Annotated in this window: 16 protein-coding genes; 2 read left to right on the top strand and 14 right to left on the bottom strand. The window is 71.1% G+C overall.

The genetic code is table 11. The annotated features are described in order from the left end of the window. Positions 1 to 730: 730 nt before the first annotated feature. The 8 genes from ABD332_RS20265 to ruvC all read right to left on the bottom strand — a co-directional run bounded on the left by ABD332_RS20265 (position 731) and on the right by ruvC (position 9,784). Positions 731 to 3,286, bottom strand: coding sequence for a RelA/SpoT family protein (locus tag ABD332_RS20265; RefSeq protein WP_425552247.1), 2,556 nt, complete (start codon positions 3,284 to 3,286; stop codon positions 731 to 733). Positions 3,287 to 3,409: 123 nt separating this feature from the next. Continuing rightward, positions 3,410 to 3,937, bottom strand: coding sequence for an adenine phosphoribosyltransferase (locus tag ABD332_RS20260; protein WP_425552246.1), 528 nt, complete (start codon positions 3,935 to 3,937; stop codon positions 3,410 to 3,412). A 75-nt stretch (positions 3,938 to 4,012) separates the two neighbouring features. Continuing rightward, positions 4,013 to 5,146 carry a protein translocase subunit SecF gene (secF, locus tag ABD332_RS20255; RefSeq protein ID WP_344503543.1) on the bottom strand — a complete coding sequence of 378 codons (1,134 nt, stop codon included), beginning with the start codon at positions 5,144 to 5,146 and terminating at the stop codon, positions 4,013 to 4,015. 2 nt (positions 5,147 to 5,148) lie between these two features. Then, positions 5,149 to 6,999: a protein translocase subunit SecD gene (secD, locus tag ABD332_RS20250; protein ID WP_344503542.1), complete on the bottom strand. Its 1,851-nt coding sequence runs from the start codon at positions 6,997 to 6,999 to the stop codon at positions 5,149 to 5,151. Between the two features lie 73 nt (positions 7,000 to 7,072). After that, positions 7,073 to 7,450 (bottom strand): preprotein translocase subunit YajC, encoded by a 378-nt coding sequence (gene yajC, locus ABD332_RS20245; protein ID WP_344503653.1) that lies wholly within the window; start codon positions 7,448 to 7,450, stop codon positions 7,073 to 7,075. Between the two features lie 152 nt (positions 7,451 to 7,602). Continuing rightward, on the bottom strand, positions 7,603 to 8,670 hold the full coding sequence (ruvB, locus tag ABD332_RS20240; RefSeq protein ID WP_344503541.1) for a Holliday junction branch migration DNA helicase RuvB: 1,068 nt from the start codon (positions 8,668 to 8,670) through the stop codon (positions 7,603 to 7,605). Continuing rightward, positions 8,667 to 9,275, bottom strand: coding sequence for a Holliday junction branch migration protein RuvA (gene ruvA / locus ABD332_RS20235; RefSeq protein ID WP_344503540.1), 609 nt, complete (start codon positions 9,273 to 9,275; stop codon positions 8,667 to 8,669). The genes ruvB and ruvA overlap by 4 nt, the downstream gene beginning before the upstream one ends. After that, complete coding sequence (ruvC, locus tag ABD332_RS20230) at positions 9,272 to 9,784, bottom strand: crossover junction endodeoxyribonuclease RuvC (RefSeq protein WP_344503539.1); 513 nt, start codon at positions 9,782 to 9,784, stop codon at positions 9,272 to 9,274. Before ruvC ends, ruvA begins: the two co-directional genes overlap by 4 nt. Positions 9,785 to 9,924: 140 nt before the next feature. Here ruvC and ABD332_RS20225 point away from each other — a divergent pair, with 140 nt between their 5' ends. Both ABD332_RS20225 and ABD332_RS20220 read left to right on the top strand, forming a co-directional pair. After that, positions 9,925 to 10,716 (top strand): 3-hydroxybutyrate dehydrogenase, encoded by a 792-nt coding sequence (locus ABD332_RS20225; protein WP_344503538.1) that lies wholly within the window; start codon positions 9,925 to 9,927, stop codon positions 10,714 to 10,716. Positions 10,717 to 10,734: 18 nt separating this feature from the next. Further along, positions 10,735 to 12,630 carry a helix-turn-helix domain-containing protein gene (locus ABD332_RS20220; RefSeq protein ID WP_344503652.1) on the top strand — a complete coding sequence of 632 codons (1,896 nt, stop codon included), beginning with the start codon at positions 10,735 to 10,737 and terminating at the stop codon, positions 12,628 to 12,630. Between the two features lie 754 nt (positions 12,631 to 13,384). Here the strand turns inward: ABD332_RS20220 and ABD332_RS20215 are convergent. The 6 genes from ABD332_RS20215 to ABD332_RS20190 all read right to left on the bottom strand — a co-directional run bounded on the left by ABD332_RS20215 (position 13,385) and on the right by ABD332_RS20190 (position 19,706). Continuing rightward, positions 13,385 to 14,149 carry a DUF6928 family protein gene (locus tag ABD332_RS20215; RefSeq protein WP_344503537.1) on the bottom strand — a complete coding sequence of 255 codons (765 nt, stop codon included), beginning with the start codon at positions 14,147 to 14,149 and terminating at the stop codon, positions 13,385 to 13,387. Between the two features lie 95 nt (positions 14,150 to 14,244). After that, entirely contained in the window at positions 14,245 to 14,862 is a 618-nt protein-coding gene (locus tag ABD332_RS20210) for a TetR/AcrR family transcriptional regulator (protein WP_344503536.1), read from the bottom strand. A 58-nt stretch (positions 14,863 to 14,920) separates the two neighbouring features. Then, a complete protein-coding gene (locus tag ABD332_RS20205; RefSeq protein ID WP_344503535.1) occupies positions 14,921 to 16,507 on the bottom strand; it encodes an MFS transporter in 1,587 nt (528 codons plus the stop codon). A gap of 124 nt (positions 16,508 to 16,631) precedes the next feature. Beyond that, a complete protein-coding gene (locus ABD332_RS20200) occupies positions 16,632 to 17,591 on the bottom strand; it encodes a branched-chain amino acid ABC transporter permease (RefSeq protein WP_344503534.1) in 960 nt (319 codons plus the stop codon). Further along, entirely contained in the window at positions 17,588 to 18,460 is an 873-nt protein-coding gene (locus tag ABD332_RS20195; RefSeq protein WP_344503533.1) for a branched-chain amino acid ABC transporter permease, read from the bottom strand. The genes ABD332_RS20200 and ABD332_RS20195 overlap by 4 nt, the downstream gene beginning before the upstream one ends. Positions 18,461 to 18,464: 4 nt before the next feature. Then, positions 18,465 to 19,706, bottom strand: a complete 1,242-nt coding sequence (locus ABD332_RS20190; protein ID WP_344503532.1) for an ABC transporter substrate-binding protein — start codon at positions 19,704 to 19,706, stop codon at positions 18,465 to 18,467. Between the last annotated feature and the right edge of the window lie 10 nt (positions 19,707 to 19,716).

Below are 19,716 nucleotides of genomic sequence, written 5' to 3'. Positions count from 1 at the left end.
GACACGCACCGGCATAGGGAACCCACGACAGCGCCGTGAATCCACCCGGCAACGGCAAGGGCGCAGTCCAGCACGAGCAGCACGAGCAAAGTCCGGCACGGGCAGAGTCCGACACGAGCGCAGTCCGGCACGGCGGCACGAGCGGCACGGGCGGAGTCCAGCACGGGCCGGAATGGTCGGAGTCCGGCACGGGCGGCACAGGCGGCCCTACTGGTGAAGCGATGGCGCCCGGCAAGGTCTCGGTCGCGCCTGCACACGGCCGCCCCGGCCGGGGATCTCGGTCGGGCTTGGCCGCGGTGCCCGACCACGGGAGTCATGGTCCGTCACGAGTTGCGAGTGCCCTGCCGGGGATCTCGGTCCGTTCTGAGGCGCGTTCGCAGATCCAGGGGGAATTGCCCACACGGGGAGAGACGGTCGGTGCGTTCGGCCGCATGGCGAACGAGCCCTGTGTCAGGTGACGTGGTTGCCCGTCAGTGCCGTGGGGGGCGATGATGCTCCCCCGACGCCGTCCTTGCAGGGTCCAGCGCCGTCCAAGGCGTCGTTCGAGGCGCCACGCCGTCGTTGGTCGCCGGGAACAGCGCCAGGGCCCTCTCGCCGGTGGTGGTGCGCCTGAGGAGGCCGCGGCAATAGCGCTGGGCGGGCGCGGTGGGTGTGGTCGCTGCGCCGTAGATGGACAGGCGGGACCCGCGCGCGGGTGGTGGCCGGGCGCGGAAAGCGGGAGCGGAAAAGGCTAGGCGCCCGATGTGACCCGGTAGGCGTCGTAGACACCGTCGATGCGGCGGACGGCGGCCAGCAGGTGGTTGAGGTGCTTCGGGTCGGCCATCTCGAAGCTGAACCTGCTGATCGCCACCCTGTCGCGGGTGGTGGTGACGGTGGCGGAGAGGATGTTGACGCGCTCCTCGGAGAGGACGCGGGTGACGTCGGCGAGGAGCTTGTGGCGGTCCAAAGCCTCGACCTGGATGGCGACCAGGAAGGTGGAGGCGCTGGTCGGCTTCCAGTTGACCTCGAGGACGCGCTCGGGCTGCTCCTTGAGGTCGGCCGCGTTGGCGCAGTCGTCGCGGTGGACGCTGACGCCGCCGGAGCGGGTGACGAAGCCGAAGACGGCGTCGCCGGGGACCGGGGTGCAGCAGCGGGCGAGCTTGATCCAGACGTCGTCGACGCCCAGGACCTCGACGCCTGGGTCGGAGGCGGCGGTGCGGGTGCGGGCGGGGCGGGTCGGGGTGGCGGTCTCCGCGATGTCCTCGACGGCGCCCTCCTCGCCACCGTAGCCGGCGACGAGGCGCTGGACGATCGACTGGGCCGAGGCCTGGCCGTCGCCGACGGCGGCGTAGAGGGCGGCGACGTCGGCGAGGTGCAGCTCGCGGGCGATCGTCATGAGCGACTCGGAGGTCAGGAGGCGCTGCAGGGGCAGCCCCTGCTTGCGCATGGCCTTGACGATCGCCTCCTTGCCGGCCTCGATCGCCTCCTCGCGGCGCTCCTTGTTGAAGTACTGCCGGATCTTGGTGCGGGCCCGGGGGCTCTTGACGAAGCCGAGCCAGTCCTGGGTGGGGCCGGCGGTCTCGGACTTCGACGTGAAGATCTCGATGACGTCGCCGTTGGAGAGGGTGCTCTCCAGCGGGACGAGCTTGCCGTTGACCCGGGCGCCGATGCACTTGTGGCCGACCTCGGTGTGCACGGCGTAGGCGAAGTCGACCGGGGTGGAGCCGGCGGTCAGCGCGATCACGTCGCCCTTGGGCGTGAAGACGTAGACCTCCTGGCTGGAGAGGTCGAAGCGCAGCGCGTCGAGGAACTCCGACGGGTCGCTCGCCTCCCGCTGCCAGTCCAGCAGCTGCCGCAGCCACGTCATCTCGTCGATGTGGGCGGGCGGGCCGGCGATCGTCGCGCTCTTGGACTCCTTGTAGCGCCAGTGCGCGGCGATGCCGTACTCGGCGGTGCGGTGCATCGCGTAGCTGCGGATCTGCAGCTCGACCGGCTTGCCGGTGGGGCCGATCACGGTCGTGTGCAGCGACTGGTACATGTTGAACTTCGGCATCGCGATGTAGTCCTTGAACCGACCCGGGACGGGCTGCCAGTTCGCGTGGATGACACCGAGCGCCGCATAGCAGTCCCGGACCGTGTCGACGAGGATGCGCACGCCGACGAGGTCGTAGATGTCGCCGAAGTCGCGGCCGCGGACGATCATCTTCTGGTAGACGGAGTACAGGTGCTTCGGCCGGCCGGTGACCTCGGACTTGATCTTCGCCTGCTTGAGGTCGGCGGCGACCTTCTGCGTGACCGTGCGCAGCAGCGAGTCGCGCTGCGGGGTGTGCTCGGCGATGAGCCGGCTGATCTCGTCGAACCGCTTCGGGAAGAGCGTGCGGAACGCGAGGTCCTCCAGCTCCCACTTGATCGTGTTCATACCGAGGCGGTGCGCCAGCGGCGCCAGGATCTCCAGCGTCTCCTTGGCCTTCTGCTCCTGCTTGGGGCGGGGCAGGAAGGTCAGGGTCCGCATGTTGTGCAGCCGGTCGGCGAGCTTGATGACCAGCACCCGCGGGTCCTTGGCCATGGCGACGACCATCTTGCGGATCGTCTCGGCCTTGGCCGCGTCGCCGAGCTTGACCTTGTCGAGCTTGGTGACGCCGTCGACGAGCAGCGTGACCTCGCCGCCGAAGTCGTGCTGGATTCGCTCGATCGTGTACTCGGTGTCCTCGATCGTGTCGTGCAGCAGCGCCGCGACCAGGGTCGTGGTGTCCATGCCCAGGTCGGCGAGGATCGTGGCCACGGCGAGCGGGTGGGTGATGTAGGGGTCGCCGGACTTGCGGTACTGCCCCTTGTGGAAGTGCTCGGCCATGTCATACGCGCGCTGCAGCAGCCGCACGTCGGCCTTCGGGTGGCTGGCCTTGTGCTGGGCGATCAGCGGCTCGAGCACCTCGCTGACCGACGGGCTCTGCCACGGCGCGTTGAACCGGGCGAGCCGCGCACGGACCCGCCGCCCGGTCGGCGCGGCGCCGACCAGGCCCAGGGCGGCGCCCGTCATCGAGCCGGCCGCCTCGGTCAGGTCCTCGGTGTCCTCGCCCGGCGGGTCGTCCGCCACCCGGCGCGCCGGCGGCCCGCCGGCGGGCGCCGGGGGCTGCGGACCGGTGTAGCCCGGGTCGGTCGAGCGCCGGTTGTGCACGACGGCGCCGTCGGGGGTCGGGAACTGCAGCACCACACCGCCGGCCTCGGCCGTCTCGGGCTCGGTGCCCTGCGGTGCGTGTTGCTGATCGTCTGGCACGTGGACCGCCTCCGGTGTCGACGCAGCGCCCATCCGCTTGACCGTACCCCCCTTCGGGGATGCGATGTCGCCGGTCACCGGCCACTCCTCATCGCCGTCAACGTATGGACCGCAAGCGTACCCGCCCCCACCGACATTCCCAGGCCAGAAACAGGGTCAGGACACGGTCAGCAGGGCATGAACCGGACGCGGCGCGATCCGGGACCGCCCGTCGAGGAACCCGAGCTCCAGCAGCACGCTGAAGCCGCTGACGGTCCCGCCGGCGCGTTCGACGAGGCTGAGGGTGGCGGCGGCCGTACCGCCGGTCGCCAGCACGTCGTCGACCACCAGGACGCGCTCACCGGCGACGAAGGCGTCCTCGTGGACCTCGAGGGTCGCCTCGCCGTACTCGAGGGCGTAGCTGGCCGACACGGTGGCGCGGGGCAGCTTGCCGGCCTTGCGCACCGGCACGACGCCCTTGCCCGTGGCGTACGCGATGGCGGCGGCGATCACGAAGCCCCGCGCCTCGATCCCGGCCACCACGTCGAAGCTGTCCGGGCCGTGCTCGGCGATGATCGCGTCGATGACGGCGGCGAACGCCGGGCCGTCGGAGAAGAGCGGCATCAGGTCCTTGAACAGGATGCCGGGCTTGGGAAAGTCGGGCACGTCGACGACCTTGCTCGCGACCAGCTCCGAGATCTCCAACTTGGGGTACACCTCCGGTGACAGCGGAACGGGCGCCGCTGAGAAGCGACGCCCGTGCCAGTGATCGAATGAGGGTCAGCGACGCCCGGAGGCGCCGGGCCGTCCGCCGGCCCGAGGCCGCCTGGCCTGCGGCCGGCTGCCCGGGCGGGGTGCCGCACCGGCGAGCTCGGACCGCTCCCCGGTCTTGGTCAGCGGCACGCCGTCGCTGTCGACGACGGGCGCCTGGGTGGCCTGCTTGGCGAGCGCCGCCCGGCGGTTCGCCACGCGGGACTCGTGCGCCTGCAGCCGCGGCTCGCGGGTCTTCAGCTCCGCCAGGACCGGCGTGGCGAAGAAGATCGACGAGTAGACGGCGACGCCCATACCGATGAACAGCACCAGGCCGAGGTCCTTCAGGGTGCCCGCGCCGAGGAGGCCGGCACCGATGAAGAGCAGGCCGCCGACGGGCAGCAGCGCGACCAGACCGGTGTTGATGGAGCGCATCAGCGTCTGGTTCACCGCCAGGTTGGCGGCCTCGCTGTAGGTGCTGTTGTTGTTGCCCGTGATGCCACGGGTGTTCTCCTGCACCTTGTCGAACACGACGACGACGTCGTACAGCGCGAAACCGAGGATGGTGAGGAAGCCGATGACCGTCGACGGGGTGACCTCGAAGCCGACGAGCGAGTAGACGCCGGCGGTGAGGACCAGGTCGAGCAGCAGCGAGGCGAGCGCCGCCACGGCCATCCGCCACTCGAAGCGGAAGACCAGGTAGGCCGTCACCAGCGCCAGGAAGATCACGAGGCTCACCAGGGCCTTTTCGGTGACCTGGTCGCCCCACGAGGTGCTGACGGCGCTGTCGCTGATCTGGGTGGCGTCGATGTTGAAGTGGTCGGCGACCTTTTCCTTGATCTCGGTCTGCCGGGCCGCGTCGTTGATCAGCTCGGTCTTGATGACGTACTGCGAGTCACCGACCGTCTGGCCCGTCTTGACCTCGACGCCGGCGTCGCCGAACGCCTTCTCGACCTCGTCGAGCGTGCCGACGCTGACCGGGACGTTGTACTGGTTGCCACCCTCGAACTCGATGCCGAGCGTGAAGCCCCGGAACACCATGCTGGCGATCGCGATCAGCAGGGCGATGCCGGCGACGGTGAACCAGAGGCGCCGGCGACCGACGACGTTGACGTTGGCTTCACCACGGTAGAGCCGGGCTGCGATGCCACCTTTGCCGCTCATCGTCAGACCTCCTTCGGGCGGTTACGACGGGGGGCGGAGGACGCCACACCAGTGCTCGGACGCTGCTCGACGATCCGGCCGAGGCCGGAGACCCGCGGCGACAAGAACGCCTTGCTGCGCGCGAACATCGTCATGATCGGATGGCGGAACAGGAACACGACGACGAGGTCGAGGATGGTCGCGACGCCCAGGGCGAACGCGAAGCCTCGGACCGAGCCGATCGAGAAGAAGTACAGCACCGCGGCGGCGAGCAGGGTGATCGCGTTGGCCGAGATGATCGTGCGGCGGGCCCGGGTCCAGGCGCGCGGGACGGCGCTGCGTGGGCTGCGACCCTCCCGGATCTCGTCCTTCAACCGTTCGAAGTAGATGACGAACGAGTCGGCGGCGACACCCAGTGACACGATGAAGCCGGCGAACCCGGCGAGCGTCAGGGTGAAGCCCATCGTGCGGCCCAGGATGATCAGCGCCATGTAGACCATCGCGCCGGACAGCACGAGGCTGAGCGTGATGACCAGGCCGAGCAGCCGGTAGTAGAAGAACGAGTAGAGCACGACCAGGCCGAGGCCGATGCCGGCGGCGAGGACGCCCGCCTCCAGGTGCGAGCTGCCCAGGGTGGCGGAGATGCTCTGCGCGTCCTGCGGGGTGAAGGACAGCGGGAGCGCGCCGTACTGCAGCTGGTTGGCCAGCAGTTCGGTGTCACGCTTGGTGAACTGGCCGGTGATCCGCGCGTCGCCGGGGATGACGCTCTCGATGACCGGCGCCGAGACGACCTGGTTGTCGAGCACGACCGCGACCTGCTTGCTGTCGGTGCCGTTGTTGTACGCCTCGCGGGTCAGCTCGGTCCACCGGTTCTGGCCGCCGCCGGTGAAGGAGATCGTGACGATCCACTTGCCGTTGGTCGAGTCGATGGAGGAGTCGGCGTTGTCCACGTCGGTGCCGAGCACCTTGGCGACGTCGAGGTTGTACTTGACGCCGGGCTGGCAGGCGACCGCGGGCTGCTTCTCGTCGCGGATCGAGCCGACCGGGCGCTTGTCGAGCTGGGCGCAGGTGACGGTCGGGATGTTGTACTGCATCGCCGGCGGCAGGACCGCGACCTCTTCGGGGGTCAGGGTCTTGAACGGCGCGTAGAGCTGGGCCTTCGCCGGGTCGGCGGACAGGTCGACCGGCGCGGTCTCGGCCATGGCGGCGGCCCAGACGGACTCGCCGAGCTTCTTCTGCACCGCCGCGCGCTGCTGGGCGACGTCCGCCGCCACCGGGGGCGCGGACGAGGCCGGCGCGGAGGCGGGGTCCGACGCGGGGGCGGAGGTCGCCGGTGCGGAGGCCGGCGCGGACGCCGAGCCCGACGGCTTGGCGCTGGCCGACCCGGACGCCGACGGGGTCCCCGAAGGAGCCGCCGACGTGGAGGGCGAGGTGGAGGGCGACGCCGAGGCGGACGCCGACGGGTCTGCGGCGCCGATGTCCTGCGTCGAGCCGAGCACCTTGCGGAAGCGTAGCTCGGCGGTCTGGCCGATCTGCTTCAACCGGTCGTCGCTCTTGCCCGGCAGGGAGACGACGATGTTGGTGTCGCCCTCGACGACAACCTCGGCCTCGGAGACACCGAGGCCGTTGACGCGGCTGTCGATGATGTCCTTGGCCGTCGCCATCTGCTGCTTCGTCGGCGGCTTGCCGTTGTCGGTCTTCGCCTGCAGCGTGACCGTGGTCCCGCCGATGAGGTCGAGGCCGAGGTTAGGCTCAAGCCGGTTGCGCCAGCCGCCGTCACCGCCGAACCACACCCAGATGGCGAGCAGAACGAAGATGGTGCCGAGCACACCGAGCTGACGGCCCGGGTGCATCGGTGCCTGAGGTTGTGCCACGGCTGTCGGGTCTCCCTGCACTAACGCCGGCGGGGTGCGCGGCGTGCTTGTTCGTCGTGGTGGTGGCGGTCGCTCAGTCGATCGACTTCGGCGTCGAGCCCGGTGCCGGCTCGTCGGCCTCCTCGGTCTCGGCCTCGGTCACGTCCTCGTCGACGGCGGCGGCCTTCTGGGTCACCTTGCCGATCGCGGCCTTGGCGTATCTGGCGGTGACGCCGGGCGCGATCTCCAGCAGGACGGTCTCGTCGTCGATCTCACGAATCGTGCCATACAGGCCACCAACCGTGACGATCTCGTCGCCGACCCCCATCGAGGACTGCATGTTCTGCACTTCCCGGCGGCGACGCTGCTGCGGGCGGATCATCATGAAGTAGAGCAGGACGAAGGCCCCGACGATCAGCAGCAAACTCGGGAAGCCGCTGCCCCCTGAACCCTGCGCCTCGGCGAACAGCACGATCATGCCTTCCGGTCGGCTCGGAACCCAGTTGCCTGGGCGCACCGAGCGAAGTATGAAGTCCGCGCGGCGGACCGCGGCGAGTCTAGTCGGTGTGTCGCAAGACACGCAGACCGGCGTCTATCACGGTCCGATCACGACAGCTAGGGACGCTACGGCTCCAAGCTGAAAAGATCGGGCAATTGTGGCGATGTTCCCCCTGCGTGGCTCCCGCCACCGACGGTACCAGCGGGAACCGGGAGCCCGAGATGGCGCCATGCGCTCGGCGTCGCCACCCGCCCACGTGGAGTGCGCGCGAGCAGTCCCGTCCGTAGCAGGAAAGGTTCACAGACCTCTTCGACCGTGTCGGGTTGCTCACCAACGGCCACGGCGAGAGTGGACAGCCCGACCGGTCCCCCGCCCTGCCGGATCAGCGCGTGCAGCACCGCGCGGTCCAGGCGGTCCAGGCCGAGCTCGTCGACGTCATACACGGCCAGGGCCGCCTTGGCCGCGGCGAGGTCGACCACGCCGGTCCCCCGCACCTCCGCGTAGTCGCGGACGCGGCGCAGCAGCCGGTTGGCGATGCGGGGCGTGCCGCGCGACCGCCGGCCGATCTCGACCGAGCCCTCGTCGGTGATCGGCACGTCCAGGATCCGCGCCGACCGGGCGATGATGAGCTCCAGCTCGTCCGGGTCGTAGAACTCCAGCTGGCCGACGAAGCCGAAGCGGTCCCGCATCGGGCCGGTGAGCAGGCCGCTGCGGGTCGTCGCGCCGACCAGCGTGAAGGGCTCGACGTCGAGCGGGATCGCGGTCGCGCCGGGGCCCTTGCCGACCACGACGTCGACGCGGAAGTCCTCCATCGCGCTGTACAGCAGCTCCTCGGCGGGCTTCGCGATCCGGTGGATCTCGTCGATGAACAGCACGTCGCCCTCGGACAGGCTGGTCAGCACCGCGGCGAGGTCGCCGGCGCGCTCGATCGCCGGGCCGCTGGTCAACCGCAGGCCGGCCGACAGCTCCGCGGCGACGATCATGGCGAGGGTGGTCTTGCCCAGGCCGGGCGGGCCGGACAGCAGGATGTGGTCCGGCGGGCTGCCGCGCCGCAGCGCGCTCTGCAGCAGCAGGTCCAGCTGCTCGCGGACCCGGTGCTGGCCGATCAGCTCCGCGAGCCGCTTCGGGCGCACGCTCTGCTCGGCGGCCCGGTCCTCCGGCGAGGAGTACGCGCTGACGAGGGGATCGGTCACCGGATGGTGCCCAGCATGCGGATCGCCTGCTTCAGCAGCACCGGCACCGGCGGGACGGTGCCGCCGTCGAGCTGCTCGGCCACGGCGGCGACGGCCTGGTCGGCCTGGCCGGCGGTCCAGCCGAGCCCGACGAGCGCCTGGCGGACCTGCTCGGCCCACGCCGCGCCGGCGCCGACCCCGACCAGCGCCGCACCGTCGCCGGGCAGCGCGCCGATCTTGTCGCGCAGCTCCAGCACGAGCCGCTCCGCGCCCTTCTTGCCGATGCCCGGGACCCGGGTCAGCGTCGACGTGTCGTTGCCGGCGATGGCCCGGCGCACCACCTCGGGGGTGTGCACCGCGAGGACCGCCTGCGCCAGCCGCGGCCCCACCCCGGACGCGGTCTGCAGCAGCTCGAACAGCTGCTTGGCGTCGTCGTCGGCGAAGCCGTACAGCGTCAGGGAGTCCTCCCGCACGACCAGCGACGTCGCCAGCCGGGCCTCGTCACCGACGCGGAGGTCCGCGATGGTGTGCGGCGAGCACAGCACGGCCAGGCCCACCCCGCCGACCTCGATCACGGCCCCGTCCGGCGACACGGCGGCGACCCGCCCCCGCACACTCGCGATCATCGTGCTCTCCTCAGCGCCGCCTGGATGCGGTCCTTGGTGCCGCCCCTCCAGACATGACAGATTGCCAGAGCCAGGGCGTCGGCGGCGTCGGCGGGCCGGGGCGCGACCGTCAGCCGCAGCAACCGGGTCACCATCGCGGTGACCTGTGCCTTGTCCGCCGACCCGTTGCCGCTCACCGCGGCCTTGACCTCGCTCGGCGTGTAGGTCTGCACCGGCAGCCCGGCCCGCGCGGCGACGAGGATCGCGACCGCGCCCGCCTGCGCCGTGCCCATGACGGTGCGCACGTTGTGCTGGCTGAACACCCGCTCCACGGCGACGGACTCGGGCCGGTGCTCGGCGACCAGCGCGGTCAGCCGCTCGTCGAGGTTCAGCAGCCGGTGCGCCAGGTCGGTGTCCGGGTCGCTGGTGACCACCTCGTAGTGCACCAGCTTGCACGGCCGCCCCGGCACGCCCTCGACCACGCCGACCCCGCAGCGGGTCAGCCCCGGGTCGACCCCCAGCACCCGCACCGGCACCCCCTCAAACGTGTGTTCGACACACTAGCCCACCCGCCGCTCGTACCGGCGACAGGACACACACACCGAGTACCGCGAAGGTATGTGGGCGGACCCCATGGGACGCACGCGCGAAGGCTCGTACGTTTCCCGCCATGACGACGCCACATCCCGTTTCGCCGCACCAGGTGGTCGCCCTGGACCTGCGCGGCCGGACCGCACTGGTGACCGGCGCGGGCAGCGGCATCGGCCGGGGCGTCGCCGTGCGCCTCGCCGCAGCCGGCGCGAAGGTGGTCGCCGTCGACCGCGACGCGGACGGCATCAAGCCGCTCGCCGACCTCGGTCTCACGCCGGTGACCGCGGACCTGTCCGACCTCGACGAGGCCGAGTCGCTCCTGGCGGAGCACTGGGACGTCGACGTGCTGGTCAACAACGCCGGCCTGCAGCACGTGGCGCCGCTGGAGGACTTCCCGCCGGAGCGGTTCGCCTACATCCAGGCCGTCATGGTCGAGGCGCCGTTCCGCCTCACCCGCCGGGTCCTGCCCCACATGTACCGCACCGGCTGGGGGCGGGTCGTCAACATCTCCTCGGTCCACGGGCTGCGCTCCTCGCCGTTCAAGGCCGCGTACGTGACGGCGAAGCACGCCCTCGAGGGCCTGTCCAAGACGGTCGCGCTCGAAGGCGCCCCGCACGGCGTCACGAGCAACTGCATCAACCCGTCCTACGTGCGCACCCCGCTCGTCGAGGGCCAGATCGCCGCCCAGGCCGCCACGCACGGCATCGACGAGACCGAGGTCGTCGAGAAGATCATGCTCACCAGCGCGGCGATCAAGCGGCTCATCGAGCCCTCGGAGGTCGCCGAGCTCGTCGCGTACCTCTGCTCCGACGCCGCGGGGTTCATCACCGGCACGTCCGTCGCCATCGACGGCGGCTGGACCGCCCACTAGCACAATGGGGGTGTGACGATGCTGGAGTACCTGGAGCTGCTCGCGCGGGAGGCCGCAGCGGTCGAGTTCGAGGGCCCGCTCGTCGCCGCCCGCAACGCGGGCCTCCCACCCGACCGCCTCGCCGAGCTGGAGCAGGCCAAGGTCGTCGCGCTGCGCGTCCGGGCCCTCCTGGAGCGCCGGCGGCGCCGCGAGGAGGAGCTCTCCGGCCTCTTCGACACCGCCAGCGACCTCGCCGGGCTCCGTGACGTCGACGCCGTCCTCGCCGCCATCGTCCATCGCGCCCGGACCCTGCTCGGCGCCGACGTGGCGTACATGACGCTCAACGACGAACAGCACGGCGACACCTACATGCGGGTCACCGACGGCTCCATCTCCGCGAAGTTCCAGGCCCTGCGCCTGCCGATGGGCGCGGGCCTGGGCGGGCTCGTGGCGCAGACCGGCAGCCCGTACGTGACGGCCAACTACCCCGAGGACGCCCGCTTCCGGCACACCGGAGACATCGACGCCGGCGTCGGCGAGGAGGGGCTCGTCGCGATCCTGGGCGTGCCGCTGCGGCTCGGCTCCCGCATCATCGGCGTCCTGTACGCCGCGAACCGCTCCGCCCGCCCGTTCGCCCGCGAAGAGGTGTCGCTGCTCGTCTCCCTCGCCGCGAACGCCGCCGTCGCCATCGACACCGCCCGCCTCCTCGGCGAGACCCAGGCCGCCCTCGAGGAGCTGTCCGCCGCCAACGGCACGATCCGCGCCCACAGCGACTCCGTCGAGCGGGCCGCCGCCGCCCACGACCGCATGACGGCCCTCGTGCTGCGGGGCGCCGGCGTCGAGGACATCGCCGAGGTCGTCACCGAGGTGCTGGGCGGTGCGCTGCTCGTCCTGGACGCCGACGGCCGACACCAGGCCAGCGTCGGCGAGCTCGACGCCCCTGACGCCAGCGCCATCGCGGAGGCCCTCGCCGCCTCCCGTACCGAGGGGCGCAGCGTCCGGCGGGGACCGCTGTGGCTCGCGGCCGTCGTGGCCGGCGCGGAGAACCTCGGCGCGCTCGTCCTGCGGCCCGACCGCCCCCTCGTCGACGCCGACCAGCGCATCCTGGAGCGCGCCGCCGTCGTCACCGCGCTCCTGCTGCTCTTCCGCCGCACCGTCGCCGAGGCCGAGGGCCGCGTCCGCGGCGAGCTCCTGGACGACGTCATCACCCGCCCCGTCCGCGACGCCGACTCCCTGCGCACCCGCGCCAAGCGCCTCGGCGTCGACCTGGACGCCCCCAACGTCGTCGTCGCCGTCGGCGAGGACGCGCTCGCCGGCGGCCCCATGAACACGGCCCGCCAGCGCGCCATGTCCTGGGCTCAGACCTACGCGCAGACCCGCGGGGGCCTCGCCGCCGCCCGCGACGGCCACGTGGTCCTCCTCCTGCCCGGCGAGGTGGCCGGCCCTCTCGCCCGCACCGTCGCCCGCGACCTCGGCAAGGTCCTCGGCCGCCCCGTCACCGCCGGCGCCGGCGGCCCGGCGACCGGCCCCGCGGGCATCGCCGCCGCCTACCGCGACGCCGACCGCTGCGTCATCGCCCTCGCCGCCCTGGGCCGCGCCGGCGCCGGTGCCAGCACCGCCGAGCTGGGCTTCGTCGGCCTCCTGCTGGGCTCCGCCCCCGACGGCCGCGACCGCGACGTCGAAGCCTTCCTGGGCTCCACCATCGGCCCCGTCGTCGACTACGACGTCCGCCGGGGCACCGCCCTGGTCAAGACGCTGGAGGCGTACTTCGGCGTCGGCGGGAGCCTGGCCCGCGCCGCCGAGCTGCTCCACGTCCACGTCAACACCGTGACCCAGCGCCTCGAACGCATCGGCCAGCTCCTGGGCGCCGACTGGCAGAAACCGGAGCGCGCCCTGGAGGTCCAGCTGGCCCTCCGCCTCCACCGCCTCCGCTGAGCGCTGTAATTCCCCCCCACCGCTGCCGCGGCGGGGCCCGGCGGGGATTCTCACCCGCACCCCAATGCGCCGCTCCGCGACGCCCTGCCTCGCGCTATAGCGCGAGGCAGGGCAGGCGGCGCTCGCGCGCCGCATCCGGTGGCCGGCCGCTAGACCGGGAAGTACCACGCTCAGGACGGCGATCTTGCCCGCGCTTGCTTGATCGAAGTCGCAACCTGGCCGCCCGGACAGCCAGATCCGTCCTTCGATCTTCGACCGAGCGGCACCGACTCCTCCGGATCACCACCTGCAGCGGACCCAGGCCCCACTAGATGCCGATAAGTCGGATATGTTCGCGCCAGCGGACCTATCCGCGGCCAGCGTCGGCTTGCCCGCCGGCGGACGTCGACCCAGCCGAGTCCTGCCTCGCCCGGCGGCACCCCGACCGGGCAGCATGGGTCACCGCAATCCCCGATGCGTCGCTCCGCGGCGCATGACCGCGTGTACTGCACCGGCTGAGATCGCGCACCGCATCCGGTGCCCACCCGCCGCCGTGCCCGGCAGGGAGCCGGCCTCCACGTCCGGTGCCGATCGGCGCACGCCGCGTGGATCGAGGAGTTGTAGCCGCACGAGCTCTACCGGACCATGATCAACCGGAGCGCGCGCCGGCGCTTTCCCCGGATATGTCCGCTGCGCGGACATATCCGGAATTTCGGTTATGTCGGGGAGCGGAGCGAGTCGACATAACCGGGGCAGCCGCATGGCAGTCGGTGAGCTAGCCGGCGCCCGGTTGCCCGCGGTTCTTGAGGTCGGTCTCGACGAGTGAGCCGTCGGGGGCGTAGGTGTAGGAGCGGCGACGCATTCGTCTGATCAACTGTTGCATGTGGGCGGGGTCGGGGGCGGCCGGGTCGTGGAGGCGGAAGCCGTGCAGTTCGACGGCGTCGGGGTCGATGTCTGCCTGGCTGGGAGAGCCCTCGAGGATGAACCCGAACAGGCCTCGCAGTGCCGCCTCCCCCAGGTCCAGCGGATGGAACGGCAGCGGGTACGGCCCCTGGTCCGGCCAGCCCTGCGTGGGCAGCACGGGATGCTCGCCGGACCAGAACGGCGCCTCGAACGCGAACGGCTCGCCGGCGTTCTCGACCACGCCGTTGTCGGGGTCCAGGCTCAGCGACCGGACCAGTTCGCCGTTGTCCCAGACGGAGAACGCGAACCAGTCCGAGACGCTGTGCATCGCATGGGAGATGACGCGGCGGTGGCGGCCCGGCTCGATCAGATGATCCGGCAGCCGCGAGGGCGCGCCCAGCGGCAGCCGCCGGTCGCAGACGAGGTCGACGCCGGGGAAGGCGCCGGCGTACGCGGTCCCGTCGGGCGGGTGGACCGCGTCGTCCAGCGAGGTGGCGTCCGCCGGCTCGACCGTCCAGCCGGGGAACACGCGCGCGATCAGCGCGACCGTGGCGTCCGGGCGGGCCACGGCACCGGCCCGGAGCAGCTCAGCGACATCGCCGTCCGTGTAGGCGAGCAGCGACGTCTTGGCCCCCACCGCGCCACTCCCAGAGAGATCAGCCGTGATCAAGTAGCGGATCCGGCTGCCAGGGCGACCGGATCCGCTACGTGATCAAGCTGGGTGGAAAACGGTCAGGGGCGGGCGCCGCGGAGGATGGCGTCGACCAGGTGCTCGGCGAAGCCCTCGTCGGGCACGGCGGGGTTCCAGCGCAGCATGTTCTGCGCGATCGCCGGGCCCGACAGCATGAGCAGGGTCAGCTCCACGTCCAGGTCGGCGCGCAGCTCGCCGCTCTCGATGCCACGGCGCAGGACGCCCCGCATCACGTCGCGACGGGGCTCGACGACGCCGGCCTGGTAGACCTTGTGCATCTCCTCGCCCTTGACGAGCTCGGGCAGCAGGCAGGCGGTGACCTTGCCGTAGTGGTGCATGCGCTTGGTGCGCATGCCCGCGATCAGGGCGACCAGGTCGTCACGGACCGACACGCCCGCAGGCTCCGGGACGGGGCCCTTCATCGTGGTGACGGCGTCGATCAGGAGGGCTTCCTTGTTGGGCCAGCGGCGGTAGATCGTCGCCTTGCCCACGCCCGCCTTCGCCGCGACCGCCTCGATGGACAGAGCGTCGGCGCTCTGACCCGCGCTGAGCAGGTCCAGGACCGCCTCGATGATGGCCTCGTCCGCGCGGGCGCTGCGGGGCCGGCCGGGACCCTTGCGGTCCTGGTCGGCCACCGCATCCACGCTCGCCGTCGTCATGGCTTCCATTGTTACCGAGTTCTCACACGGAAGCCATCAACGGCCGGCTCAAAGGACATCACACGTCCACCAGCTCGACACCCTGCTCCTCGGCGAGGCCTTCCGCGGTCGTGGGCGCGGGGGCCGAGGCCGGGCGCTTGCCGGGCAGGAAGGCGAACGCGACGGCCGCACCGAGGACCGCGAAGATCGCGGAGCCGATCGCCGAGTAGTGCATCGCGGTGATGAAGGCGTCGTTGGCGTGCTGGATCAGCGCCGGCCCGGCGGGCCCGACGTGCGGCGCGACACCGTACGCACCGGAGATCGACTCGTCGGCCACGTGCTTCGCCGCGGCCGGCAGGCCGGTCGTGGAGGACTCGACGCCGCTGCGGTAGTAGGAGCTGATGACCGCGCCGAGGGCGGCCACGCCGAGGGCACCGCCGACCTGGCGGATGGTGTTGCTGACGGCCGATCCGACGCCGGCCTTCTCGCGGGGCAACGCGGCCATGATGGCCTCGGTGGCCGGCGGCATCACGTTGGCCATGCCGACGCCCATGATGAAGAACAGGGCACCGACGACCCAGATCGGCGTCGAGGCACCGATGAAGATCCAGCCGGCCAGGCCGAGCGAGACGAGGAGCAGGCCGGTGGTGCTGACCGCCTTGGGGCCGAAGCGCTTGACCATCGCGGCGCTGCGCGGGGCGAAGACGAGCTGGCCGAGCGCGAAGGGCACGAAGAGCGCGCCGGAGGCGAGCGGGCCGTAGCCGCGCACCAGCTGCAGGTAGAAGGCGCTGGTGAACATGGCGCCCATCGCGGCGAAGAAGACCAGGCCGATCATCGCGGTGGAGGCGGAGAACTGGCGGTTGGCGAAGAGCTTCACGTCCAGCGACGGGAACTCGATGCTCCGCTCGTAGAGCACGAACGCGGCGAGGACGGCGGCCGAGGCGGCCAGGGTGCCCCAGGACTTGAGCTCGCCGAAGCCGGACTCGCCGCCTTCGATCACACCGTACGTGAGCAGCGTCAGGCCGATGATGGACAGGACCACGCCGACGATGTCGATGCGCCCGGGGCGCGGGTCCCGCGACTCGGGGATGAGCACGCTGACGAGGATCACGCCGGCGACGACGATCGGGACGTTGATCAGGAAGACCGAGCCCCACCAGAAGTGCTCGAGCAGCAGGCCGCCGACGATCGGGCCGATCGCGACGCCGAGGCCGACGGCGCCGGCCCAGACGCCGATCGCCTTGGCCCGCTCACGCGGGTCGAAGACGTTGGCGATGATCGACAGGGTCGAGGGCATGACCGCCGCGGCGCCGAGGCCCATGAGGGCGCGGGCCCAGATCAGCTGGGTGGGCGAGTCCGCGTAGGCGGAGACGAGCGACGCGATGCCGAAGAGCACGAGCCCGACGGTGAGCGTGATCCGCCGGCCGAGCCGGTCGGCGAGGATGCCGGCGGTGAAGAGCAGGCCGGCGAACACCAGGGTGTAGGAGTTGATCGACCACTCCAGCTCGCTCTGGGTCGCGCCCAGGCCGTGCACCGGGTCGGCGATCGTGCGCATGGCGACGTTGAGGACGGTGTTGTCCAGCACGACGACGAGCAGGCTGATGACGAGCACGCCGAGGATGGCCCAGCGGCGGGGATGTCCGGTGTTGGGTGTGGCTGCGTCCATGTGGTTCAAGCCCCCAGTGAGCGAACGCGCGATACGATACGGAACAGTTCCGTATCCTCCACCAAGCTAGGGCAAGGCGAAGCGATACGGAACCGTCTCGTATCAGAATGTGCGGGCGATCACACTAGGGAACAAAACGACGGACCAGTGAAACCGCGGAGCCCCACAGGCCGCGCCGGAAGAGCAGCACGACGAGCACGAAGATGCCCCCGGTGACCAGGCCGATCAGCGTGAAGCCCGCCTGCGACAGCTGGTCCTCAAGGTTCACGACCAGGGCCGCGCCGACCACCCCGCCCCACAGCGTGCCGATGCCGCCGAGCACGACGAGCACCACGCCCTTGCCCGAGGTCGTCCAGTGCACGACGTCGAGGGAGACGAAGCCGTGCGCGACCGCGAAGAGCCCGCCACCGAGCCCGGCGACGAACGCCGACAGGACGAAGACCAGCAGCTTGTACCGGTGGGCCGGGTAGCCGAGCGCGCGGGCCCGGGCCGGGTTGTCCCGGATCGCGACCAGCACCCGGCCGAACGGCGAGTGCACGATCCGCCACGCGAGCAGCAGCCCGAGCACGGCGAGGGGCAGCGCCGCGTAGTAGAAGTAGTACGGGTCCGACAGGTCGAGCCCGAACAGCTCCCGCGGCACGCTCTGCAGCCCGTTCTCGCCGCCGGTCACCGACGACCACTCGTTGGCCACGAAGTACACCATCTGCGCGAAGGCCAGGGTCACCATCGCGAAGTAGATCCCGGAGCGCTTCACGGCGAGGTAGCCGATCGGCACCGCGAGGGCGGCCGCGGCGAGGGCGCCGCCGAGCACGGCGACGGGGAAGGGCACGCCCACCCGCGCCGCGATGATCCCGGCGGTGTACGCCGAGGTCCCCCAGAAGGCCGCGTGCCCGAAGGACAGCAGCCCGCCGTACCCCAGCAGCAGATCGATCGCGACGGCGAAGAGCGCCCAGCACAGCATGTCCACCGCGACCGCCGGATAGAGCCCGTTGGGCAGCCAGAGCGCCACCAGCACTCCGACCAGCACGAGCGCCCAGCCGACCCAGCGGGGCGTCCGGACCCGCTGCAAGATCAGTGAGGTCATGTCGGCAGCTCCTCCCGCCCGAAGAGCCCGGCCGGCCGGAAGAGCAGGACCAGGGCCATGACCAGGAAGATGAGGGTCTGCGCGAGCAGCGCCGGCCCGTAGGCCTCGCTCCACGCCTGCAACAGCCCGATCGCGAAGCCCGCGGCGACGCTGCCGAAGACCGAGCCGAGGCCGCCGATGACGACGACCGCGAAGACGCCGATGATCAGGTCGGCGCCCATGAGCGGGTTCACCGCCCGCATCGGCGCGGCGAGCACCCCGGCGAGGGCCGCGAGGGCGACACCGAAGCCGAAGACGGGCGCGATCCACCGCCCGACGTCGATGCCGAGGGCACGGGTCAGCTCGGGGCGTTCGGTGGCGGCCCGCACGACGGTGCCGACCCGGGTGCGGGTCAGCAGCCACCACACGGCGACGCACAGCAGCACGGCCACGCCGAACACGAACACCCGGTACGCCGGGAAGTCGAAGAGGCCGAAGTCGACGGTCCCCCGCAGCCCGGCCGGCGCGCCGTAGGGGTTGGACTGCGAGCCGTACCGCGACTTCACCACGTCCTGCAGCATGAGCGTGAGCCCGAACGTGAGCAGGAAGTTGTACAGCGGGTCCAGTGTGGACAGCCGGCGGATCAGCCCGCGCTCCAGCAGGATCCCGAGCAGGCCGAGCACCAGCGGCACCGCGAGCAGTGCCCACCAGAAGGAGATCCCGGCCTCGGCGAGCAGCACGTAGGCGCCGAACGCGCCGAGCATGTAGAACGCGCCGTGGGCGAAGTTCACCACCCGCAGCATGCCGAAGATGACCGACAGGCCGAGGGCGAGCAACGCGTAGAAGCTGCCCCCGACCAGTCCGTTGAACGTGTGGGTGAGGAAACCCATCGGACTAGAGCTTGCAGTCGGCCGACGGGGCGCGGAACGCCTCCTGGGCGGGGATCGTCTTGACGATCTGCTCGTAGTCCCAGGGCTCCTTGACCTCGCTCGCCGGCTTCACCTTGGCGAGGTAGGCGTCGTGCACGACCCGGTGGTCGGCGGCGCGGAACTCCCCGTTGCGGAGGAAGAAGTCGTTGGCCTTCTTGCCTTCCAGCTGCTTCACCACGGCGTCGGCGTCGTCGGTACCGGCGGCCTGCACGGCCTCCAGGTACTGCATCGCCGCGGAGTAGTTGGCGGCGTGGGCGAACGTGGGCCGCTGGCCGCCGGCGCGGGCGGAGAACTTGTCGGCCCAGGCGCGGTTCTCGGCGTCGAAGTTCCAGTACCAGGCGTCGGTGAACGTCGTGCCCGCCAGGGCGTCCGGGGTGAGCGAGTGGATGTCGGTGAGGAACATGAGCCCGACGGCGAGCCCGACGCCCTTGTCCCGCAGCTTGAACTCGTTGTACTGCTTGACCAGGTTGACCAGGTCGGCGCCGGCCTGCATGGTGCCGAGCACGTCGGGCTTCGGGTTGAGCGTCGGCGCCTTGAGCAGGAACGTGGAGAAGTTGTCGTTGGGGAACGGGGTCGGGTCGCTCGCCACGACGCTGCCGCCGCCCTTGGCGATCGCGGCCTTGAAGGACTTCTCCATGTCCTGGCCGAAGGCGTAGTCGGGGTAGACGATGTACCAGTTCTTCGCGCCCGCCTGGGTGGTCGCGGTGCCGGTGCCGTTGGCGAGCATCGCGGTGTCATAGGCGTAGTGGAAGGTGTACTTGTTGCAGGACTTCCCGGTCAGGTCGGTGGTCGCGCCGGAGATGTTGAAGTAGAGCTTCTTGCTCGCCTTGGCGACGTCGGCGACCTTCAGCGCGGCCGAGGAGGTCGGCACGTCGAGGATCGCGTCGACGCCGAGCCGGTCGTACATCTCCGCGGCGCGGGTGTTCGCCACGTCGGGCTTGTTCTGGTGGTCGGCGGTCTCCACGGTGATGTTCTTCGTGATTGCCTTGTCGCCGTACTTGGCCTTGAAGTCCTCGATCGCCATGTTCACGGCCACGACCGAGTTCTTGCCCGACAGCTGCGCGTAGACGCCGGACTGGTCGTTGAGGACGCCGAGGACGAGCTTGTCGCCGGTGAGCTTCGAGCTCCCGCCGGAGCGGGGTCCACCGCCGCCACAGCCCGACAGGGCGACACAGAGGGCGGCACCGGCCGCGAGCGCTTTTCTCATGATATTTCTC

It is taken from the genome of Dactylosporangium maewongense, from assembly GCF_039531485.1.
Taxonomy (GTDB): Bacteria; Actinomycetota; Actinomycetes; order Mycobacteriales; family Micromonosporaceae; genus Dactylosporangium; species Dactylosporangium maewongense.
Note: the sequence above shows the minus strand (reverse complement) of the source record. Positions and strands in the feature narration are given on the sequence as shown.